This is a genomic window from Denitrificimonas caeni, from assembly GCF_027498055.1.
Classification (GTDB): Bacteria; Pseudomonadota; Gammaproteobacteria; order Pseudomonadales; family Pseudomonadaceae; genus Denitrificimonas.
The window spans coordinates 1,876,419-1,899,105 of sequence record NZ_CP114976.1; the positions used below are offsets into that span (position 1 = coordinate 1,876,419).

Sequence of the window (22,687 nt, forward strand, 5' to 3'; positions counted from 1 at the left end):
ACAGCTGCTTTTCAAGAGGAATAAAACTATGAGTCGCATTCTAGATCAACTGCACTTTTTAAAAAGAAAACAAGGCGAGTTTGCTGATGGCCATGGCGAAATCCGTAAAGAATCACGCGAGTGGGAAGACGGTTATCGCTCACGCTGGCAGTATGACAAGATCGTTCGCTCCACCCACGGGGTGAACTGCACAGGCTCCTGCTCGTGGAAAATCTATGTCAAAAACGGCCTCATTACTTGGGAAACCCAACAAACCGACTACCCGCGTACCCGCCCAGGCTTGCCCAACCACGAGCCGCGCGGCTGCCCTCGCGGTGCGAGCTATAGCTGGTATATCTACAGCGCCAACCGAGTTAAATACCCGAAAGTGCGTAAGGCGTTATTGCAACTGTGGCGTGATGCCCGTAAATCATTAGCGCCAGTGGATGCTTGGCAAAGCATTGTTGAAGATCCGGCCAAAGCACGTGCTTATAAAAGCAAGCGCGGCTTAGGTGGTTTTATTCGTTCCAACTGGGATGAAGTCAACGAAATCATTGCCGCAGCCAACGTCTACACCACCAAGGCCTATGGCCCTGACCGTGTGGTCGGTTTCTCGCCGATTCCGGCCATGTCGATGATCAGCTACGCGGCAGGCTCACGCTATCTGTCGTTAATGGGCGGTGTATGCTTAAGCTTCTATGACTGGTACTGCGACTTACCACCGGCCTCCCCCATGGTTTGGGGTGAGCAAACCGACGTGCCTGAGTCCGCTGACTGGTACAACTCCAACTACATCATTGCTTGGGGCTCGAACGTGCCGCAAACCCGTACCCCTGATGCGCACTTCTTCACCGAAGTACGCTACAAGGGTGCTAAAACCGTAGCAGTCACCCCAGACTATGCGGAAGTCGCCAAACTGACTGACCTATGGCTCAACCCGAAGCAAGGTACTGACGCGGCGCTCTCGCAAGCCTTTTGCCATGTGATCTTTAAAGAGTTCCACTTGGAAAAGCCCAGTGCCTACTTTACTGATTACGTGCGCCGTTACTCCGACTTCCCTATGTTGGTAATGCTGGAAGACTTTGAAAGTGGCTTTAAACCCACACGTTTCTTACGCGCCTCCGATTTAGCCGGCAATCTGGGTCAAGAAAACAACCCCGAGTGGAAAACCGTTGCCATTGATAGCCTTTCCACTGACTTCGTTTCACCGCTAGGCTCAATCGGCTACCGCTGGAATGAAAAAGGCAAATGGAACATTGAGGCCCGCGAGGGCACCAACGGTAAAGACGTTGAACTGCAGCTGTCCTTAATTGATGAAGGCAACCCAGTCGAAGTGGCCTTCCCTTACTTTGGTGGTGATTTACATGATCACTTCCAGCACGTGGAAGGTGAAGCTGTCCAATTCCGTCGTGTGCCAAGCCGTGAAGTGACTTTAGCCGATGGCAGCAGCGCCCGTGTCGCCACCGTGTTTGACATCAGTGCTGCAGGTTTAGCCATTGACCGCGGTCTGGGTGGTGACAACGTTGCCAGCAGCTACGATCAAGCCGACATTCCAGGCACCCCAGCTTGGCAAGAAGCCATTACTGGCGTCAGCCGTGAAAAAGTTATCCAGGTTGCCCGTGAGTTTGCCGATAACGCCGACAAAACCAAGGGTAAATCAATGATTATCGTGGGTGCCGGTATGAACCACTGGTACCACTTGGACATGAACTACCGCGGTCTGATCAATATGCTGATCATGTGTGGCTGTATCGGTAAAAGTGGTGGCGGTTGGGCGCACTATGTGGGTCAAGAAAAACTGCGTCCACAAACCGGTTGGCTACCTGTGGCCTTTGGTTTGGACTGGAGCCGTCCACCGCGTCATATGAACGGCACCAGCTTTTTCTACAACCACAGCTCACAGTGGCGCCATGAAACCATGGACATGCACGAGATTCTTTCGCCTATGGCGGATAAATCCGAGTTCCCACAGCATGCGCTGGATTACAACATTCAAGCAGAACGTGGCGGCTGGTTACCCAGCGCACCGCAGCTTAACCGCAACCCGCTGGAAATTTGCCGCGAAGCTAAAGCAGCCGGCATGACGCCACAAGATTACGTGGTGAAGTCCCTAGAAGACGGCTCATTGCGCTTTGCTTGTGAGCAGCCTGATAGCCCAGCCAACTTCCCACGCAATATGTTTATTTGGCGCTCAAACCTGCTTGGATCATCCGGTAAAGGCCATGAGTATATGCTCAAGTATTTACTGGGCACGCCTAAGCATGGGGTAATGAACGAAGACACGGGTGCTAATGGTTATAAGCCAACTGAAATTGAATGGGCTGAAGAAGCAGCCATCGGTAAGGTTGATTTGGTTACCACCCTCGATTTCCGCATGTCGTCCACCTGCATGTATTCAGACATCGTCTTACCTACCGCGACTTGGTATGAAAAAGACGATATGAACACTTCAGATATGCACCCATTCATTCACCCCTTGTCGGCAGCCATTGACCCTGCTTGGGAATCCAGAACCGACTGGGACATTTTTAAAGGTGTGGCGAAGAAGTTCTCCGATCTATCTGACGGCCATCTGGGTGTGGAGCAAGACATTGTTACCATTCCGATGCAGCACGACAGCCCCGGCGAGCTGGCTCAGCCCTATGGTGGCACGGACTGGAAATCATCCGGTGAGCCATTAGTACCAGGTAAAAACGCTCCTAACCTAGTTGTGGTTGAGCGTGACTACCCGAACACCTACAAGAAGTTTACTTCGCTTGGCCCGTTAATGAATAGCCAAGGCAATGGTGGTAAAGGCATTGGTTGGAATACTGATGATGAGGTGACGTTCTTAGGCCAGCTCAATAAGCAGGTGCTAGAAGACGGCGTCAGTCAGGGCCGACCACAAATCGACTCAGCCATTGATGCTTGTGAAGTTGTTCTCTCCTTGGCACCGGAAACCAACGGCCATGTGGCAGTTAAAGCTTGGGCAGCACTCTCTGAATTCACCGGCCGTGATCACAGTCACTTAGCCGTGGGCAAAGAGCACGAAGCCATTCGCTTTAAGGATATTCAAGCCCAGCCACGCAAAATCATTTCCAGCCCAACGTGGTCTGGCCTGGAAGACGAGCATGTCAGCTATACCGCGGGCTACACCAACGTGCATGAGCTGATTCCATGGCGCACCATCACCGGTCGTCAGCAGTTCTATCAGGATCACCCTTGGATGCAGGCCTTTGGCGAGCAGCTGATGAGCTACCGTCCACCGGTCAACACCCGCTCCATTGATCAGGTCAAGGATAAGCGTCGCAACGGTAACACTGAAATTGTCCTGAACTGGATTACTCCGCACCAAAAGTGGGGTATTCACAGCACCTACTCTGACAACTTGTTGATGCTCACCTTAAGCCGCGGTGGCCCGATTATTTGGCTTTCAGAAACCGACGCACGTAAAGCGGGCATCGAAGATAACGACTGGGTGGAATGCTTTAACGCCAATGGCGCCCTCACCGCCCGTGCGGTGGTTAGTCAGCGGGTTAAAGAAGGCATGGTGATGATGTACCACGCCCAAGAACGCATTATTAACGTACCGGGTTCAGAAACCACCAAAACCCGCGGTGGTCACCACAACTCGGTCACCCGCGTAGTGTTAAAACCCACCCACATGATTGGTGCTTACGCGCAGCAGTCTTACGGTTTCAACTACTACGGTACCGTCGGCAGTAACCGCGATGAATTTGTTGTGGTCCGTAAAATGAGCAAGGTCGACTGGCTAGATGGCTCAAATACCGATGACCTTCCACAGCCATTACCACAAGATCTTTAAGGAGAACACCATGAAGATTCGCTCACAAGTTGCCATGGTTCTGAACCTCGATAAATGCATCGGTTGCCACACCTGTTCAGTGACCTGTAAAAATATTTGGACCAGCCGTGAAGGGATGGAATACGCCTGGTTCAATAACGTTGAAAGTAAACCCGGTATTGGCTACCCAAAGGAGTGGGAAAACCAAAACAAATGGAAAGGCGGCTGGGTGCGCAATAAAGACGGCTCCATTCGTCCGCGCATTGGTGGCAAATTCCGCGTGTTAGCCAATATCTTTGCTAACCCGGATCTGCCAGTCATTGATGACTACTATGAGCCCTTTGATTTTGACTACCAGCACCTGCATACCGCGCCCGAAGTGGCGCACCAGCCGGTGGCTCGCCCACGCTCGCTGTTAACCGGCAAGCGTATGGAGAAAATCGAATGGGGTCCAAACTGGGAAGAAATCCTCGGTACGGAATTCGCTAAACGTCGCAAAGACAAAAACTTTGACAATATCCAAGCGGATATTTACGGCGAATACGAAAACACCTTTATGATGTATCTGCCGCGTTTGTGTGAGCACTGTCTCAACCCCACCTGCGCCGCAGCCTGCCCCAGTGGCGCCATCTATAAACGTGAAGAAGATGGCATTGTCTTGATTGACCAAGATAAATGCCGCGGCTGGCGCATGTGCATCAGTGGCTGCCCGTACAAAAAGATTTACTACAACTGGAAAACCGGTAAATCAGAGAAGTGTATTTTCTGCTATCCGCGCATTGAAGCCGGTATGCCAACCATCTGCTCAGAAACCTGTGTCGGGCGTATTCGTTACCTTGGCGTACTGCTGTATGACGCTGACAAAATTCACGAAGTGGCCAGCACCCCCAATGAGCATGACTTGTACCCCAAGCAGCTGGAAATGTTCTTGGATCCCAACGATCCGAAGGTCATTGCCCAAGCACGTAAAGACGGTATTCCAGACTCAGTCATCACTGCTGCGCAACAATCACCAGTGTATAAATTAGCCGTGGACTGGAAACTGGCCCTGCCGCTGCACCCAGAATACCGCACCTTACCTATGGTGTGGTACGTGCCACCGCTGTCGCCGATTCAAAATGCCGCTGAAAGTGGCAAGATCGGCATGAATGGCATCCTGCCGGATGTGGACAGCCTGCGTATTCCTCTGCGTTACCTGGCTAACCTGCTCACTGCTGGCGATGAAAAGCCGGTTAAGTTGGCTCTAAAACGCTTACTGGCCATGCGCGTCTACAAACGTGCTGAGCATGTGGACGGCGTGGAAGACTTAACCGCGCTGGAAGAAGTGGGTTTAAGTAAAGCGCAAGCGGATGAAATGTACCGTTACTTGGCCATTGCGGATTATGAAGACCGTTTCGTGATTCCAACCGCACACCGCGAAGAAGCCATGTCGGATGCCTTTGCTGAGCGCAATGGTTGTGGCTTTAGCTTTGGCAACGGCTGCAGTGGTGACGATAGCGCCAATATGTTTGGTGGGAAAAAACATACCAAGCGCGAAATCATGAAAACCGTCCAAGTATGGGAGGACTAAGCATGAAAATCTTAAAGGTTATTTCCTTGTTGTTGGATTACCCAACCCAAGTGATCTTCGATGCCAAAGATGAGCTGGCCCAAGCCATTGCTGCCACCCGTGTGATTAGCCCTGAGCAGCGCCTAGCTGTTCAGGCGCTGGTTGATGAGTTAACGGCAGGCGACCTAATGGATGCGCAAGAGGCCTACGTTAAGCTATTTAACCGTGGCCGCCACTTCTCACTGCTGCTATTTGAGCATGTGCATGGTGAGTCACGGGACCGTGGTCAAGCCATGGTCGATTTAATGGCGCAGTATGAAAATGATGGCTTTGCCATCGATACTAAAGAGCTGCCGGATTATATCCCGCTGTACTTGGAGTACTTATCCCACTGTGACGAGCCTACCGCTCGCGCGGGCTTAGCCGATGTAGAGCACCTGCTCGCCTTGCTTGCAGCGCGCTTAGTTGAGCAAGGCAGTCCCTATGCCGCGTGCTTTCAGGCGCTGTTACAAATCGCTGGCTTTGAGCCTGAGGTGGCCATTGCTGAAGTAAGCGAGCAAGTCAGTCAAGAAGTCTATGACGACAGCTTTGAAGCTTTGGATGCACTCTGGGAGGAAGAAGCCGTCACCTTTATGTCCAGCGAGCAAACGGACAGCTGCGGTATTAACAGTGCCAATGCCCCACAAAAACAGCGCGAAGATGTAGCAGTGCCACTGCATTGGGTCGACTTTGCCCATGATGCCACCGCTACTAATAAAGTGTAGGAGAATCCCATGTCTAATTTTAATCTTTTAGTGTTTGGCGTATACCCATACGTAGCGCTAGCCATCTGCCTGATTGGCAGTTGGGCGCGCTTTGACTTATCGCAGTACACGTGGCGTGCAGGTTCCAGCCAAATGCTCGATAACAAAGGCATGCGCTTAGCCAGCAACTTATTCCACGTCGGAATTATCTTTATTCTGGCCGGACACTTTGTTGGCTTGCTCGCCCCCCACGCGCTTTATAGCCCTTTTATCAGCACCGAAAACAAACAGTTGCTGGCCATGGTCTCTGGCGGCTTCTTTGGCATCTTGTGTTTGATTGGTCTGGTGATGTTGATTCAACGTCGCCTTAACAATCCGCGCATTCGTGCCAGCTCCAGCACTTCAGACATTATGATTTTGTTTGTCTTGTTGGCGCAGTTGCTGTTGGGCTTAATGACCATTGTTGCCTCAACCCAGCACCTGGACGGCTCAGTAATGGTTATGCTCGGTAACTGGGCGCAAAGCATCGTCACCTTGCAGCCCATGCAAGCTGCAGCGGCCATCGCACCAGTTGGCATCATCTACAAGCTGCATGTGTTCCTTGGTGTGACTTTATTCGTGCTCTTCCCGTTCACCCGTTTGGTACACATTGTCAGTGCACCAATCTGGTACCTGGGTCGTCGCTACCAAATTGTTCGTCAAAAAGGTTAAGGAGTAGATTGCTATGCAACAGTCATCGACCCCTTTATTCACCGATGCGGCTCAGTCTGCATCGGTGGGCGCAGCGGCTACAGAGCCGCTGTTAATTGCCACCAGCAGCAACAGTGACTTACCTGTTATTCGGGTCAACGGTGTTGAAGTAACCAGCACCGCCATTGCCCAAGAGATGCAATATCATCCGGCTGACTCCCAGCGCGAAGTGGTATTTTTGGCGGCGCAAGCGTTAGTACTGCAAGAGCTACTCAAGCAACGCGCCGCTGAAATTAATCTTGAAGTGCAGGTGCAAGACGCTGAAACCTACGAGGAAGCCAGTACCCGCTGCTTGCTCGAGCAGGAAATCAGCACCCCAGAAATTGGCGATACTGAACTGGAGACTTTCTATAACAGCAACCCGCGCAGCTTTACCACGCCGCCATTGGTGTCGGCGCGGCATATTTTAATTGCTGCTGACCCTGAGGATGATTTAGAACGCAGTACGCAACGGGAAATAGCCCTCAATATTATTGAGCAATTACAAGCGGGCGCTAACTTTGCAGCGATGGCCATGACTCATTCGGCTTGTCCATCGAAAGCCCAGCAAGGCTCTCTGGGGCAATTGTCAAAAGGACAGACCGTCCCTGAGTTTGAGCGCCAACTGTTACGCTTACCGCTGGGCTTGGCTGAACAGCCCATCGAATCGCGCTACGGCTACCACATTGTACTGGTAGAGCAGCGTGTCGAAGGCGAGCTGGTGCCTTACCACATGGTTAAGGAGCGCATTGCTGCTCAGTTAAGCCAACGTGTTTGGCAAAAGAGTGTCACTCAATACCTGCAAATGCTGGTGGGTGAAGCTACAATCGAGGGCATTACATTGCAGGGTGCGGCGTCGCCGCTAGTGCAATAGCTTAAACTGGGAGAAACGTCATGTCTGCTGAACTGATTGATGGTTTTGGTCGAAAAATAGACTACGTGCGCTTATCGGTTACCGACCGTTGCGACTTTCGCTGTATCTATTGTATGGCTGAGGACATGACGTTTTTACCACGTCAACGCATTTTAACCCTTGAAGAAATTGAGCGATGTGCAGAAATTTTTATTGCCAACGGCGTGCGTAAAATTCGTTTGACCGGTGGCGAGCCACTCACCCGCAAAGGCATTGTTGGTCTATGCGAAAGAATCAGTGCCATTCCCGGCTTAGACGAGCTGGTGATGACCACCAACGGTTCGCAGCTGACTAAATACGCCCAACCGCTGGCCGATGCTGGGGTCAAACGCCTTAATATTAGCCTAGATTCGCTCTGCCCTGATAAATTTAAAACCATGACTCGGGTGGGTGATCTACAACAGGTGCTGGCAGGCATTCAAGCTGCGCGTCAAGCCGGCTTTAAAAATTTAAAGATCAACAGCGTGATCATTCAAGGTCACAATGATGATGAAATTTTAGCGTTAACGGATTACGCCATAAGTAATCAACTGGATATCACCTTTATTGAGGAGATGCCTTTAGGCCATGTCGGCCGTGAGCGCTCTTTATTTAGCAGTGATCAAGTGCGCGACAGCATTGCTGAACGTTATGCGCTGCTGGACAGCACAGAAAGCAGCGGTGGTCCGGCACGCTACATGCGCTTAAAAGATTACCCCACGACACGGATTGGTTTTATCTCGCCACATTCGCATAACTTTTGCAGTACCTGTAACCGGGTACGCATTACCGTTGAAGGCAAGTTATTGCTTTGCCTTGGTAACGAACACTCCTTGGATTTATTGGCTTTGCTGCGCCGTTACCCGTTAAGCAATGAACCCGTTTTGGCCAGCATCCATAAAGCGCTCAATAATAAACCTGAAAAGCACCATTTTAGCAGTGACGGCGACGTACAAATTGTGCGTTTTATGAACGCCAGTGGCGGCTGAGGCACAACCTTAGCGCCCTAACTCGCCGCCCATAGACCGAAGAGACCCCATATGACGATCACAAACTTTGATGACCTGTTGCAAGCTGCTAAAGCGCAAACAGAGCCGCAGTTACTGCTCTTTGTCTTCACCAAAGCAGAATTACCGGAAGATGCCACACAAGTTGAAAAAGAAAACTTTGCCAAAGGCGTTGGCGGCACTTTAACCCCCGTGGTTTGTGTTGATAAAACCCCAAACGAACTGAGTAACTTTAGCGCTCTATTGCAAGAGTCGAAAAAAACCGGACAGGACTGGGACGTGGTCTTTATTAGCAGTATGTCTGGCCACGGCGGTATTGCACCAAACTCCGACCAAGCGGAACAACCGTTACAAATGATGGTACAAGCCATTCAAGCCGGAGGCGTGAGTAATTTTTTAGCCTTCAGTAAATCGGGTGAGATCCTACAAATCAGCTAAAACCAGTGGCCTAACCTAGGCTTAAACGCAGCACGGCATAACCCAGCACTGGCATTCAAGTTAAACCTAAATAAAACGGGGCCTATTCAGAGCCCCGTTTTTATTTGCGCGCTCTTAACTGACTAAACGACTAATGCGCACCGGCAAACCTTGGCGAATACTGGCACCACTGACGCCTTCCAGCCAAGTGGCCATCACCTCGCGAGTTGGATCAGCAAAGCCTAGATCATTGAGGTTAATCCCTGCACCGATCCAGTCAATCGCCGGCATGGCTTGGCCATCCACCTGATGCTCACTGGCACCCAGTTCGCGGTGACCATAGCCATGCTCAATCCCTAAGGCACCCGGCTTCACACTTTCACTGACCAAAGCCAAACCAATCACTGTGCCGCCAGGGCTTTCAATTTGAATGGTATCACCGTGGGCTATGCCGGCACGCTCGGCGTCGATACGGTGCACTAACACAGGATTATAAGGTTTGATCATACGTAAGCGCTCAAGCCCTGCAGAGTAGGAATTCATAATGTTTGATTTAAACGAGAACGCCAGTAACGGCCAGTCTGCTGTTGAATAAATCTCACGCATCGGCGTGCCATCATGAAACTTGGCTTCCTGGAATTGCGGTGTGCCCACTAGACGCTTGCCGGTGTAACTGTCGACAGCGGTGCCCACTTGCTCGTTGTAGATGCATAAAGGCGCGCGCCACGCATGGCGGTGATGCTTGCCCACATAGGCTTGATCATAGTCTTCAAAACGTCCGCCACGGGCATACATATAGGCCACTGGGCCCTGCTCTTCAGGCTTTAACGTGTTTTGCAACTTAGGCAGTAACGAAGCAATACCGCCATGCTCAATATCACTTTCAGTGACCTCAGGTAAAGGCTTGCCTTGGAAAGCAATATTGGCCGCTGCGCGTAAATAGAAGTCCTCGGCTTTATTCAGCGGATGCAGATTCCCCTCATGGTCAGGAATGGCGTTATCACCAAAACCTGGCAGATCTAAACGCTTGGATACCGCAATTAAGAAACTGTCCAAACTGACTGGCTCGCCTTCTGCAGTTTTCTGCTGCCGTGGCTCCACCACCGGCCAACAGGCGGTGGTCATTTTGGTGGTGGTGCCATTCCAAGCGCCAGTAAAGCCCCAGACTTCATACATCACCGAGTCCGGTACTAAATAGTCGGCATAGCGGTTGGTTTCATTGATAAAACCGTCCACTGCCACATACAAACCTAAACGCTTAGGATCTTGAATGCGCTCACCGATAATATTGGCCAAACCTGCTTGCCCGTACATGGGGTTGGCCATGCAGCCAATTACTGCTTTTAATGGATACGGGTAGCCATCTAAACCGGAAGCAATATGCTCAGTCAGCGCTGGCGGCGCTAAGACCCGCCACGGTGCGCGAGCTGGGTATGGCGATTCACCGGCGGCAACTTTGCGTTTATATTCCGATGACTTCTCATAAGGGAAGCGCGAGCGTGACAAAAACACCCCTTTAGGACCGCGCTTGCCGGGGAAACCCTCCAAATCATAACGGGGTCCAGCACCGGTACCGTTGAAACCACCGGGTGCTTTAATTGCTCCGCCTTTCTGGTTAAAGCTACCCACCAGAGTATTCAGCATAGTAATGCCAAAAGCGGCGTAGAAACCACTGCCTGACATCATGCCGCCGTGACAGGCTGCAGCAGATTGACGGCCGTGCTTGGCAAAGGTACTGGCTAATTTCACCAAGGTGCTTTCTGGAATACCGCAGTGCTCTGAGTACTCGGCTAAGCTGTACTGGTTGGCTGTCTCACGTAGTTTGGCGAGACTGCTTTTAACTTGAATCAGCCCGGTTGAGGTTTCAATTTCTTGCTCAACAAACAGCTGCGCCTGTGCCGTCTGGCTAGCAGCAACCAGTTCACCCTGCAGGTCTAAGACCATCACCTCATCGGCAGCACTGCCTAACTCGGCTAAACCTAAATCAGAGCGGCGTAAGAAATATCCAGCCCGTGGATGCCCTTCCGTCTCAATCACTAAGTGGGTGGCGTTGGTGTGCCCTGCTTCGCCGTGTTGCTCAGCAGCCGCTTGGCTCGGATAAGATAAAAAGTCGGCGGCATAGCCATTATTGGACAACAGCCACTGGGTTAACGCCATGGCCAAAGCAGTATCGGTACCCGGTAAAATTGGCACCCAACGGTTACGCTCGGTGCTGGCATGGGATGCGGCAGCATTCAGTGCTGGATCAATCACCACATATTCTAAATCGCCATGGGCACGGGCTTCAGCCAGCAAGCGGGCTTGACGCTTAAAAGGGTTACCGGCTTGGCTGGGTGCAGTGCCAATAAATAAGGCAAAACGGGTGTGCTTAAAGTCGGGTTTACTGTGGGCGTTTTTCTCCAGATCATTTAATACCGCACCTGAGCCCATACGGAAAGCCACACCACAATAAGAACCGTGGGCACCAAAGTTGCGGGTACCAAACGCATTAAAGGTGAAACGCTTTAAAATCGCTGAACGACCGTAATCCGTGGCATCCATCACCAATAGCTGGTTAGCCACCGGGCCGTACTCGGGGTTGTCTGGATCAATCAGCGTTTCGTGATCATGTAACTCGCGCAAACCTTGCACATGGCCTTCGCCAAACAAATCGCCACCTTCACAGACTTCTTCAACCATTTGTTCAAAGGAAATCTTTTCCCATTTGCGATCACCGCGTTTCCCCACTCGCTTCAAGCAATGGGTTAAACGAAATGGACTGTCGATCTGCGCCATCATCGCATTCCCGCGAGCGCAAGTGGTAGAGCGTCCGGCTAGACCTTGCTCAGCAAAGCCACTGACACTTCTTAGTGCATCCACCACAGGGTTGGCTTGCGGTAAGTGCGGATCACCGGATAACGGATGATACGGGTTACCGGACACACGCAAGATACTTTCATTGTTGTTATCAATGCGCACCCGCACTCCGCACAAGGTGGTGCAGCCATAGCACACTGTAAAAGCGGTGCGCTGATCGGGGTTCAAGGTCAACTCACCGGTCTGACTGTCGACACTGTATTCAGGCGTTAAAGAGTTGCCATGAATACGGTCATTGGGCTTTTCCCCTGAGGTGCCTTTGATGCCCTTAGCCATTTTAATCAGTGGATCAGAGTAACCCGCAGCAAAGGTTGCTGCACCACCGGCAATGGCTGCGCCTTTTAATAAACGACGACGTGACTTATCTGGCTTATCCATGGTGAACAGCTCCTTTAGCAACAACAGAGGGTGGCGCATCAATGTCTAGATTGTGGTGCTGACCTATGCCGCGCCAAGGGACAAAGAGGTCAATCAATAAGATCGCTGCCAGCCAGAGGCCAAAGATGCCAATCACCCCTAGCCAACCGGACGAGCCCAAAGCAATGCTGTAATCATTAAAACCTGCGGTATTACGTGCCACAGTTTGCACATCCATCAGCACCGCCCAGCGGAACATCCACGCCACATGTAAGGCCAAGAGTCCGGCAATCCATGCATGGACTTGTAAACGATGTCTGCTGCGCAATAACCAAGCTAAAGCCATTAAGGTGATACCTGCAGTTAAGCCCCAAGTTGTCATAGTGCGCCAGGTTGGATTACCACGTACCGAATCAATCGCCGTCGCCACCGAACCGGACAAAGCATTGGCACCATCGAGGTACCACGTTAGCGCAATCAAGCCGCTGGCTAAGCAACTTAAAATCAAAATGGACAGCACTTGCTTATTGGTTGCGGATTTATTGGTCCCAGAAATACGGTTCAATAACAGCACTAAGCCGCATGCACCCAACATACCGGTGGTGGCAAACATCGGAATCAGCCAATTGGTGTTCCACAAGGGCCGCCCTTTCACCACGGCAATTTCAGCACCGGTGTAGAGAATAATGCCAGTGGAGATCAATAACGCCGCTAAAGTTAAGAGCGGGATAAAGAATGCCGGTGCTTGCCAGTTACCCAAGCTAAGCAGACGCGCATAAGCGCCCAACAGTCCTTGCGCCGCACGCTGCGCTTGGATCGCAGGCCGCCAGACAAAGTATGCTAGCGCCAATACCACGCCTAAATAGAGCGGCAAAATAAAGCTGCCGACACTCATCCACGACCAAGGTGTGGGATGGGCATAGAAGTGCCAAAAACGCAGCGGTTGGTGCAAGTCAGCCAGTAAGGCTACCGGTGCTACCAAAGTGGTGCTGACGCATGCCAGTAAAGCAAGGCGGCTGGTGGTCCGCCACGATTTGGCACCCAGCAAACCTGGTGCGCTCAGCCACAGTGTGCAATACGACAGTGCGATTAAGAAAAAATATTGCACGGCCCACGGATACCACGCTAACCCATAGCGCGGTACCAAAACCTCAGTGACCAGAGAATTCATAACCAATCTCCTTACCTTCGTTATCCAGCACATCCCACAAGCCAGCAATGGCTTCTGGGCGGGTGGTGAACTGCTCATCCATACCCAAGTAAAAGACTTGCGGTGCAGTGTTTTTTTCCGGCTGCAGTACCATCAGCTCATCGCGGTGCTGGGCAATTAAGCGACTGACCTCGCTGTTGGGATCGCGCATATCACCAATTATCCGCGCGCCACCGACACAGGACTCAACACAGGCGGGCAATAAATTGGCTTCTAAACGGTGGGCACAAAAGGTGCATTTATCTGCAGTTTGGGTGGTTTCATTAATAAAGCGCGCATCATAAGGGCACGCGTTGACACAGTAAGCACAACCCACGCAGCGATCACTGTCGACCACCACAATGCCGTCTTGACGCTGGAAAGTAGCCTGTACTGGACAGACGGGAACACAGGGTGGGTTTTCACAGTGATTACATAAACGCGGCAACATAAAGGTTGCACTATTGCCCGTTTCTTCGTGTTTAACTTCAAACTGCGAAACAATGGTGCGGAAGTTGCCCAATGGCGCTTGGTTTTCAATATGACAGGACACCGTACAGGCTTGGCAACCGATACAGCGGCGCAAATCAATTAACATGCCATAGCGCTTAGTTGGATCGCCTTCGCGGCGCACTGGCTGGTCATTGATCCCTGCCTGCGCAACACTTGATAGCGGTACCAATGCTGCACCTGCAGTCAGCCTGGCAATCTGCTTGAGCAGCGACCGTCGCATTAAATCCATAACATTTCTCCAGCCAGTAACGTATTAGTTAGTAGGCTACAGAATATTTTTAAACGGTCGTTTGACTGGTATCAATGGATAATACTTATATATAAAAAAATATACTTAAATCTCAACAGTTGCAAATATAACTATATATAGAAGAGTATTAAATTATAATTAATATCCAAAAAAAAACGGGGCCTTACATAAGGCCCCGTTTTTTTGTTGCTGACATCCAGTTCAGCTTAAACGCTGTATCACTCTTTAGCTTGGCGCAGACGCTCAGGCTTAATTAAGAAGCGGGCCAAGGCTGGCAGTAGCCAGATCGCACCAAACATGTTCCACAGGAACATAAAGGTCAGCATTAAGCCCATATCCGCTTGGAACTTAATCGCAGAGAACATCCACGTAGCAACACCAATGGCCAAACAGACACCGGTAAAGAGCACTGCTTTACCTGTTGATTTTAGGGTCTGGTAGTAGGCTTCTTGCAAAGGCATACCCATGCGTAAGAAAGTTTCTAAGCGACTGTAGATATAAATACCGTAGTCGACCCCAATCCCGACCCCTAAGGCAATCACTGGCAAAGTGGCTACTTTCACTCCGATCCCCATAAAGGCCATCAAGGCGTTACCCAATACCGAAGTCAGCACCAAGGGTAAAATAATACAGATGGTCGCGGTAATGGAGCGGAAAGTAATTAAGCACATGGTAATTACTGCGGTGTAAACAGCAATCAGCATCATAATTTCCGATGCGGAAATGACATCGTTGGTCGCTGCTTCAATACCCGCGTTACCCGCCGCCAAGAGGAACATATGCTCATCGCTATTGGTCTTTGCGGCAAAGTCTTCCACCGCAGCCACCGCAGTACTTAGGGTTTCGGCTTTGTGATCTTCCAAGAAAACCAGTAGCGGTGCTAACGAGCAATCGGAGTTATATAACGCATCTGCACGGGAAATTGAGTTATTCAAAATGTGCTGGTTGCGCGATAAGGTCTCCCACTTCAAGTTACCCTCGTTCATTCCTTTGATCACTTGCTTAGAGACTGTGACCATAGATACCACGGACTGCACACCCGGCGTATTTTCCATGCGCCAACTCAGATCATCAATGGCTTTTAAGGTGTTGTAGCTTGAACAACCTTCAGAGGGTGTTTTCACCATCACCACCAGTACATCAGAACTGGTCGAGTAGTTATTGATAATAAAGTCATTATCCAAGTTGTAGCGTGAATCCGCATGCAGCTCTGGCGCACCTTGGTCCAAGTCGCCAATCTTCAGGTTTTGCCCGTACCAGAGTCCAAAGATCAAGGCACAGAGGGCAATCACCACTGAGAACGGGGCCACAACAGGGCTGGCAAAATTAGAAATAAAGCGCCATAACGGGCTGTCACGCTCAGCATTTTCGCGACTGACTTTAACCGCTTTCTTACTGATACCAATGTATGAAATCAATACAGGTAAGAAGATCAGGTTAGTCAGAATGATGACCGCCACACCCACTGAGGCACCAATGGCTAACTCGCGAATCACACCGATATCAATCAGCAGCAGAGTAATAAAACCCACCGCATCCGAAGACAGCGCCACTAAACCTGGGACAAATAGCTGACGGAACGCCATGCGCGCAGCAGTTAAAGCATCCAGCGCGGTGCCAGAGGCCATGGCGATACCATTGATTTTTTGCACACCATGGGAAATACCAATCGCAAAAACCAAGAAAGGTACCAACATGGAGTATGGATCCAGCCCAAAGCCCATCAGGTGCAGTAAGCCCAGCTGCCAACCCACGGCAATCAGTGTGGAGAACAACACCGCCAAGGTGCTTTTCATGCACTTGGTGAACCACAATAACAGGGCAAAGGTAATGGCAATGGCTACCCCAAAAAACAGAGCAACGCTGACCAAGCCATCAATCAAATCACCCACTTTTTTCGCAAAACCAACAATATGGATTTTGACATTGGGGTTTTCTAACTGATATTTCTCACGGATTTTCTCTTCAAGATTGTGTGAAAACTCTTGATAGTCGAGCTTGAGCAGCTGGCTTTGATCATTGGGATCAGGAAACTCTTCCAGCAATGGGATTTCAACAATACTGGATTTAAAGTTGTTACCTACCAGCCGCCCAACTTGCCCTGACTTAAGAATATTGTCGCGCAATTCATTGAGGCTTTCTGCAGAACCGTCATAGGTTTGCGGTATCACCTCACCACCGGCAAAACCTTGCTCGGTAACCTCGGTCCAGCGCACGTTAGGGCTCCATAAGGAGCGCAGGCCGGAACGATCAACACCTGGAATATAGAACGCTTCATCACTGATTTGACGCAGCGTTTCCATATAGTCTTTGTCGAAAATATCGCCATTGACGTTTTCCACCGAGATGCGCACGCTATTCCCTAGGTTGGCTAGGTCGTCACGGTGCTCAAGCATTTCCTCAATATAGGGGTGCTTGAGTGGAATCATTTTCTCAAAGCTGGTTTCTGGACGCACCTGCGCCGCATTCCAAAATAAGAAAACACTAATAATGATACAAAGTACAACAACCGCAGGTCGGTTGTTAAAAATCAAACGCTCGAGCACTGCGGCTGGATTGTTTCTTGATTTAGAAGTCATTCTGACAGTCTCCAGTCTTATTATTTATCGAGCACATCATTGCCAAGTGCATCTGTTTGGTGAATACCATTTTGCCCGACTAGGACAAGCTTGCCCTCTGCGCCTTCCGCGACTGCCGCCAGTGAGGTGCGGTCAGATCTGTGACTGACAGTGAAGCTTTGACCATCATTGCTGCTGCGTAAAACTGTGCCGCCATGGCCCACAATTAAAAAATCACCATTGCTCAACAACTCGCCGCTCGATAAGCCAAACTGCAATTGGCCACCATCGGTTTGTACTGGAATTTCTTGCCAACTTTCACCAAAGTCTGTAGAGCGGAAAACATGGCCACGCAAGCCATAGGCGAGTAGATGGTCAGGTTGCTGTCCGCCGACAACGCCGAATAAAGAGCCTTCATACGGACTGTCCAACACTTCCCACGATTCACCCCAGTCGGTTGAGCGAAACATAACGCCCATTTCACCGACAATGATAATTCCAGAATCTGCCACAGAACTGATAGCGTTTAAGTGGTAACCATCTTCATTGTCTAGGGCATCATCGAGACGCTCCCAGTCTTTACCGCCATTGTTAGTGCCCAGCAACATGCCATACGCACCTACCGCATAGCCGGTGTCACGATCTTTAAACCAAACACCTAACAGTGGCGACTCTTGCTCAATATCATCGTACTGACGAACCCAAGTTGCACCACCGTCACGGGTGGCTAAAATTAAAGCATCGTGGCCCACAGCCCAGCCATGCCGGTCATCCACAAAATAGACGGCAGTCAGTAACTGTTGGGTAGGCACTCGTGCCTGTAACCATTGTTTACCATCGTCATCGGAATAGAGAATATGGCCGCGAGCGCCAACAGCAACCAAACGCTTACCGGCCCGAACCACGTCTAACAGCAAATTGCTTTGCGCAGCTGGCGACTCAATGGAGTATGCCGGTGCCGCAACACCTTCGCTTTGCGCTGCCACTGGTAGCGAGTACGCGCTGGGCAGAATTAACGCTGCACATAAGGACAGCAGCTTAAACTTGCCAGCGGCACTTTGTAATTGTTGCCCACGACCAATGCCAACAGTGTTTTTATTATCTGTCTGCGAAAAGGGTTCACGCATATATATTCCCCATTATTTTTATAGTTGCATGCCTTGACTGGCTATAGTTATACACTTCAATCCTATGAAATAGGCACTGCGCCCGCAATCATTATGCATTGTTGTTTTGTTAAGTATTGTAAAGCTCAAATATCGACAAGAAAAAAGCCGCTGTTTAGCGGCTTTTGACCTTTGCGTTACCCCTTAGCGAACACCGCGTCGACGCAACGCCGCGGGTTTAAAGTAGTTATCATCTGGGGCGGCCTGACTGTAATCAATGGTGCCCGACTCTTCATTGTCTAGATTCTGCACATGGTAGCGACGGCTTTGTAAATCATAGAACACATCCAGCGCAGTCCAGATTGCCGGTAGTTCGTAGTAGCTTTTTAAGTAGGCCACAGAAACCTTCCATAACTCACCACGGCTGTCATACTCATCGGCCAAGACGATTTGCCAGCTGTCTTCATCCAGATAAAAACGGCGCTTGGAGTACACGTGACGGGCGTTATCTTGCAAAGTGCCCTCAATGACCCAAACCCTGTGTAGCTCATTGCGCGTCAGTGCAGAGTTAATATGCCCAGGCTGCAGCAGCTCTTTATAGCTCACATCGGGGCTGGTGATTTTGTAGTTATTGTACGGAATATACAGCTCTTTCTTGCCTATTACTTTCCAGTGGTAACGGTCAGGGCTGCCGTTGTACATATCTGTGCTGTCGGCAGTACGAATACCTTCTGAAGCGGCAATTGGCGCGTCATAGGACAAGTTTGGCGCCCTGCGCACACGGCGCTGACCAGCGTTATAAGCCCAGGCTTGGCGCATACTTTTATCTTGATCCAGCGTTTCATGCACCAGCACCGCACCACCGGCTAAACGTGCTGGGCTTTTTACAAACGACAGGTAGTAAAACAAAATATTATCGGCGTTATTAACCTGGCCTTGGTTTTCATAGAACTTAAACAGAATCTCTTGCTGAGCCGCGACCAGCGAGTAAGAACCATTGCGCTGCACTACAGCCTCGGCAGCATTGCGCACACCGTAGACACCACGGTATCTGGCGATGTGGTTCCAAATCATCTCCACGGCATTGTCAGTAATGGGAAATGGCGTACCGCCTTTAGCATCAGAAAAACTGTTACCGTTATTCTCCAGCTTGGCATGCTGCGCATTGTATTTGGTATTACTGTACACCCACTGCGGTGCTGCGGCCGTGCGATGGGTTTTATACACGGGTATTTGATAGGTATTGGGGTAAGTCTCAAAGAGCGCAATCTGCCCAGCAGACAAATTCGCTTTATACTGATTTAGATTGGCTTTCGTAATGGTAAATAAAGGCTGTTCATCGGCAAAAGGATCAATGTGATGCTGGCCTTTTTGGTAGCCGGCAGGCGCTACAGTTAAACCTCCAGTCCAAGCTGGAATAGTGCCCGCGGCATTGCCGGCCATCTCCCCGCCCAACGGTGTTAGGGTGTTACCCAGTTGACTGGCTTCCTCTGCTGAAACAGCTGCAAAACTAGTATTGATGCACAGTGTTAAGACCATAACACCCAGTAAGCTGTGCTTTTTAAGCATATTATTATTCTCCGTGATAGGTCAGCGGCAAGCATTAACTCAATGCCCATCGAAATGTAAGCTGCATGCGCAAAGCAATGCATAGTAAGGCCCTAAAGCACTTACCCTTCCCCACTTACGCCGTCTAATAGAGAACTCAAAGCAATAATAGTGCCAGCTGCTATAGAAAGACTGGCGAAGAAGATTTTTCGGCTCGATGCGCCACAGTCTCTTTTAGACCACTGAGTCCGCTTTAGTCACGCTTTGTTTTGTCGAAAAAACAGTCTGAAAACCAATCATTTGCCTCGCCAACCCAGCAGCAACAGATGACTGCTAAGTCAAATTAACCGTTCTAATTCGCTGACTCACTACTGGCGTGCTGCATTGCACAGCCGCTGAGTTAAAAGGTAACAGGTGTTACCGAGTAGATAGCCAGTTGCAGCAGAATCTATGCTCAGCAGCGCTCAGTGTTTAAACCTTGCGCTGCCTGTGCACTCCTGTGCAACCGCTACCGTCTTGTCGTTAGAACAGCACTAAACCGGCAAGCTTTTATCCAGCACTTCAAACAGATCAGCAGATAATTCACCGCTATTTTTAATGCGCTTGAGTTGTGCCTGCATCAATTCCTGCTGGTGCAAATCAAAACGCTGCCAACGGGTTAATGGCGAAAGCATACGCGCCGCCATTTGCGGGTTTAAGCGATCCAGCTCAATGACTTTATCGGCTAAAAACGCATAGCCTGAGCCGTCTAATGCATGAAAGTTTGGCGTGCTTTGCGTACTAAAAGCGCCCACTACAGCACGGACTTTATTCGGGTTTTTGATGCTGAAGTCTGGGTGGTGGAGCAAATGCTGCACCCGCTCCAAACCGCCAGGTAACAGTGAGGCGGCCTGCACACTAAACCACTGATCCATAACCAATGGATCATCGGCAAAGCGCTCAGCGAAACTTTCTAGAGCTTTCTGCGCCTCATCGACAAAGGGTGAATTGACCAGACACGCCAGCGCGGCTAAACGCTCAGTCATATTGTCAGCCACACCAAACTGATCAAGACAAGCATCCATGACCTCAAGATCTTCGGTGCGCATCAAATACGCCAGCAGCATATTTTGTAAGCGACGGCGGGCAAAGTCTTCTGCCTGCGCCACATAGGCCGTTTCTAATGACACCTTACGAAGCGCCTGATAGCGCTCTAGCATTGGCGCTTTCAAAGCAAAAGCCAGTTGATTGCTGACATATTCACGGGCCAAATGAATCGCAAGTGGGTCAGCATGCTCGTATTGCTCAATAATATAACCGGTGCTCGGTAACGCTAAAAACTCCGCCAACATGGCTGGATCTAAGTCATCTTGCGCAAGCAGTGCAGTGAACACCTCAGCCAGGCGTGTATCCAGCATTGGCTCGTCAGTTTCATAAATCTGCGCAACCACTTCCTCAATCACTTGAAGAGCAAGCTGCTGCCCTGCCTCCCAGCGATTAAAGCCATCGGTATCATGCTGCAATAAAAACACCAGAGCATCGCGGCTGTAATCGTAATCCATAATCACCGGTGCAGAAAAACCACGCAATAACGATGGCAAAGGCTGCTCAGCAACATGTATAAAAGTGAAAGTTTGCTCAGCCTCGGTCACCGCCAATACCCGCTCACCGGTAAGCGCTGCACTTTCATTGGCAAGCTGCAATGGCATGGCTGCGCCCTGCGCATTTAGCAGTGCCATGCTCAAAGGAATCACAAAGGGTTGTTTATTGCTCTGACCTGGAGTGTCTGGGCAACTTTGTTTAACTGTGAGCTGGTAAGTTTGGCTGGCGGCATCATAACTATCAGTGATGGCTAAACGCGGCGTGCCGGCTTGACTGTACCAGCGCTTAAACTGGGTTAAGTCGCTGCCACTGACTGTTTCCAGCGCAGCAATAAAATCATCACAGGTCACCGCCTGACCGTCATGGCGCTCAAAGTACAGATCCGAACCTTTACGGAACAGCTCTTCACCGAGCAAGGTGTGCAGCATCCGCACCACCTCTGCGCCCTTCTCATAAATGGTCAGGGTGTAGAAATTGGAGATTTCCATATAGGCTTCAGGGCGCACTGGATGCGCCATGGGGCCGGCATCTTCAGCAAACTGGTGAGTACGCAGATAGGCAACATCTTCAATGCGTTTAACCACTGCAGAGTTCATGTCTGCAGAAAACTGGCTGTCACGGAAAACGGTAAAACCTTCTTTTAACGACAGTTGAAACCAATCACGGCAAGTCACGCGGTTACCGGACCAGTTATGAAAATATTCATGGGCGACAATGCTTTCAATGCGCTGGTGTGCTGCATCGGTGGCGGTTTCGGCTTTAGCCAGAACACAGCTGGAATTAAAGATATTCAATCCTTTGTTTTCCATAGCGCCCATATTGAAATCATTGACCGCAACGATCATAAAAATATCCAGATCGTATTCACGGCCGTACTTTTCTTCATCCCAGCGCATGGACTTTTTCAAGCTATCCATACCGTGCTGGCACTTATCTAGATTTTCTGGCTCCACATACATGCGCAGCGCCACTTCACGGCCGCTCATAGTGGTAAAAGTGTCTTCCACACACCAGAGATCACCCGCCACTATGGCAAACAAATACGCAGGCTTTTTAAAGGGGTCTTCCCAAGTCACCCAGTGGCGACCGTTTTCTTCTTCACCACTGGCAACTGGATTACCATTGGACAGCAACACTGGGTAGCTGTGCTTTTCGGCATGGATAGTGGTGGTAAAGCGACTCATCACATCAGGGCGGTCAAGGTAGTAAGTGATTTTACGGAAACCTTCAGCCTCGCACTGGGTGCAGAACATCCCAGACGACTTATACAAACCTTCTAGCGCGGTGTTGTTTTGCGGCTCAATGCGCACGGTGCTGGTCAGCTCAAAAGCGGCCCGCTGCGGCTGCAGCTCTAAGCTGTTGGCTGTCAGGGTGTATTCAACCGCTGACAATTGCTGACCATCCAGAGCAAGATCAACCAGTTCCAATTGCTGGCCATCTAAGCGCAGCGGCGGCAAAGTGTCATCCAGCCCTGGGTTGCGCTGCATCACTAAACGCGCATGCACCAAAGCATAGCTCTCATGCAACTCAAAGGTCAGATGCGTTTCCTCAATCAGGTAATCCGGCAGTCGATATTCACTTAACACAATCATTTTCGGTTGTTCGGTACGCATCATTAACACCTCGATT

The 22,687-nt window shown here is 50.3% G+C and carries 14 protein-coding genes; 7 read left to right on the plus strand and 7 right to left on the minus strand.

Translation table 11 applies throughout. The annotated features are described in order from the left end of the window. Positions 1-28 precede the first annotated feature (28 nt). From O6P33_RS08900 to O6P33_RS08930, 7 genes are read left to right on the plus strand one after another with little or no spacing between them, the layout of a single operon-like run. Positions 29-3,784, plus strand: coding sequence for a nitrate reductase subunit alpha (locus tag O6P33_RS08900; protein ID WP_269817434.1), 3,756 nt, complete (start codon positions 29-31; stop codon positions 3,782-3,784). Between the two features lie 10 nt (positions 3,785-3,794). Then, positions 3,795-5,333: a nitrate reductase subunit beta gene (narH, locus tag O6P33_RS08905; RefSeq protein ID WP_269817435.1), complete on the plus strand. Its 1,539-nt coding sequence runs from the start codon at positions 3,795-3,797 to the stop codon at positions 5,331-5,333. Positions 5,334-5,335: 2 nt separating this feature from the next. After that, positions 5,336-6,076 (plus strand): nitrate reductase molybdenum cofactor assembly chaperone, encoded by a 741-nt coding sequence (gene narJ / locus O6P33_RS08910; RefSeq protein WP_269817436.1) that lies wholly within the window; start codon positions 5,336-5,338, stop codon positions 6,074-6,076. Between the two features lie 9 nt (positions 6,077-6,085). After that, positions 6,086-6,766: a respiratory nitrate reductase subunit gamma gene (gene narI / locus O6P33_RS08915; protein WP_269817437.1), complete on the plus strand. Its 681-nt coding sequence runs from the start codon at positions 6,086-6,088 to the stop codon at positions 6,764-6,766. A gap of 13 nt (positions 6,767-6,779) precedes the next feature. Then, positions 6,780-7,658 carry a peptidylprolyl isomerase gene (locus tag O6P33_RS08920; RefSeq protein WP_269817438.1) on the plus strand — a complete coding sequence of 293 codons (879 nt, stop codon included), beginning with the start codon at positions 6,780-6,782 and terminating at the stop codon, positions 7,656-7,658. A gap of 20 nt (positions 7,659-7,678) precedes the next feature. After that, positions 7,679-8,665, plus strand: a complete 987-nt coding sequence (gene moaA / locus O6P33_RS08925) for a GTP 3',8-cyclase MoaA (RefSeq protein ID WP_269817439.1) — start codon at positions 7,679-7,681, stop codon at positions 8,663-8,665. Between the two features lie 51 nt (positions 8,666-8,716). Continuing rightward, positions 8,717-9,121, plus strand: coding sequence for a ribonucleotide reductase subunit alpha (locus O6P33_RS08930; protein WP_269817440.1), 405 nt, complete (start codon positions 8,717-8,719; stop codon positions 9,119-9,121). A 114-nt stretch (positions 9,122-9,235) separates the two neighbouring features. On the opposite strand, the gene O6P33_RS08935 is transcribed toward O6P33_RS08930, so the two are convergent. The 7 genes from O6P33_RS08935 to pepN all read right to left on the minus strand — a co-directional run bounded on the left by O6P33_RS08935 (position 9,236) and on the right by pepN (position 22,671). Next, positions 9,236-12,334, minus strand: a complete 3,099-nt coding sequence (locus O6P33_RS08935) for a molybdopterin-dependent oxidoreductase (protein WP_269817441.1) — start codon at positions 12,332-12,334, stop codon at positions 9,236-9,238. Next, positions 12,327-13,484: an NrfD/PsrC family molybdoenzyme membrane anchor subunit gene (nrfD, locus tag O6P33_RS08940; protein WP_269817442.1), complete on the minus strand. Its 1,158-nt coding sequence runs from the start codon at positions 13,482-13,484 to the stop codon at positions 12,327-12,329. The genes O6P33_RS08935 and nrfD overlap by 8 nt, the downstream gene beginning before the upstream one ends. Beyond that, positions 13,465-14,244: a sulfate reduction electron transfer complex DsrMKJOP subunit DsrO gene (gene dsrO / locus O6P33_RS08945; protein ID WP_269817443.1), complete on the minus strand. Its 780-nt coding sequence runs from the start codon at positions 14,242-14,244 to the stop codon at positions 13,465-13,467. Before dsrO ends, nrfD begins: the two co-directional genes overlap by 20 nt. 239 nt (positions 14,245-14,483) lie before the next feature. Next, positions 14,484-16,844 carry an efflux RND transporter permease subunit gene (locus tag O6P33_RS08950; protein ID WP_269817444.1) on the minus strand — a complete coding sequence of 787 codons (2,361 nt, stop codon included), beginning with the start codon at positions 16,842-16,844 and terminating at the stop codon, positions 14,484-14,486. Positions 16,845-16,864: 20 nt separating this feature from the next. Next, on the minus strand, positions 16,865-17,950 hold the full coding sequence (locus O6P33_RS08955) for a WD40/YVTN/BNR-like repeat-containing protein (RefSeq protein WP_269817445.1): 1,086 nt from the start codon (positions 17,948-17,950) through the stop codon (positions 16,865-16,867). Between the two features lie 183 nt (positions 17,951-18,133). After that, a complete protein-coding gene (locus tag O6P33_RS08960; RefSeq protein WP_269817446.1) occupies positions 18,134-19,498 on the minus strand; it encodes a DUF1329 domain-containing protein in 1,365 nt (454 codons plus the stop codon). Positions 19,499-20,010: 512 nt separating this feature from the next. Further along, on the minus strand, positions 20,011-22,671 hold the full coding sequence (pepN, locus tag O6P33_RS08965; RefSeq protein ID WP_269817447.1) for an aminopeptidase N: 2,661 nt from the start codon (positions 22,669-22,671) through the stop codon (positions 20,011-20,013). Positions 22,672-22,687: the final 16 nt, after the last annotated feature.

What these genes read in the sequence shown, in the direction of transcription:
- O6P33_RS08900 (WP_269817434.1), top strand. Translation starts at nt 29, where the DNA reads ATGAGTCGCATTCTAGATCAACTGCACTTTTTAAAAAGAAAACAAGGC.
- narH (WP_269817435.1), top strand. Translation starts at nt 3,795, where the DNA reads ATGAAGATTCGCTCACAAGTTGCCATGGTTCTGAACCTCGATAAATGC.
- narJ (WP_269817436.1), top strand. Translation starts at nt 5,336, where the DNA reads ATGAAAATCTTAAAGGTTATTTCCTTGTTGTTGGATTACCCAACCCAA.
- narI (WP_269817437.1), top strand. Translation starts at nt 6,086, where the DNA reads ATGTCTAATTTTAATCTTTTAGTGTTTGGCGTATACCCATACGTAGCG.
- O6P33_RS08920 (WP_269817438.1), top strand. Translation starts at nt 6,780, where the DNA reads ATGCAACAGTCATCGACCCCTTTATTCACCGATGCGGCTCAGTCTGCA.
- moaA (WP_269817439.1), top strand. Translation starts at nt 7,679, where the DNA reads ATGTCTGCTGAACTGATTGATGGTTTTGGTCGAAAAATAGACTACGTG.
- O6P33_RS08930 (WP_269817440.1), top strand. Translation starts at nt 8,717, where the DNA reads ATGACGATCACAAACTTTGATGACCTGTTGCAAGCTGCTAAAGCGCAA.
- O6P33_RS08935 (WP_269817441.1), bottom strand. Translation starts at nt 12,334, where the DNA reads ATGGATAAGCCAGATAAGTCACGTCGTCGTTTATTAAAAGGCGCAGCC.
- nrfD (WP_269817442.1), bottom strand. Translation starts at nt 13,484, where the DNA reads ATGAATTCTCTGGTCACTGAGGTTTTGGTACCGCGCTATGGGTTAGCG.
- dsrO (WP_269817443.1), bottom strand. Translation starts at nt 14,244, where the DNA reads ATGGATTTAATGCGACGGTCGCTGCTCAAGCAGATTGCCAGGCTGACT.
- O6P33_RS08950 (WP_269817444.1), bottom strand. Translation starts at nt 16,844, where the DNA reads ATGACTTCTAAATCAAGAAACAATCCAGCCGCAGTGCTCGAGCGTTTG.
- O6P33_RS08955 (WP_269817445.1), bottom strand. Translation starts at nt 17,950, where the DNA reads ATGCGTGAACCCTTTTCGCAGACAGATAATAAAAACACTGTTGGCATT.
- O6P33_RS08960 (WP_269817446.1), bottom strand. Translation starts at nt 19,498, where the DNA reads ATGCTTAAAAAGCACAGCTTACTGGGTGTTATGGTCTTAACACTGTGC.
- pepN (WP_269817447.1), bottom strand. Translation starts at nt 22,671, where the DNA reads ATGCGTACCGAACAACCGAAAATGATTGTGTTAAGTGAATATCGACTG.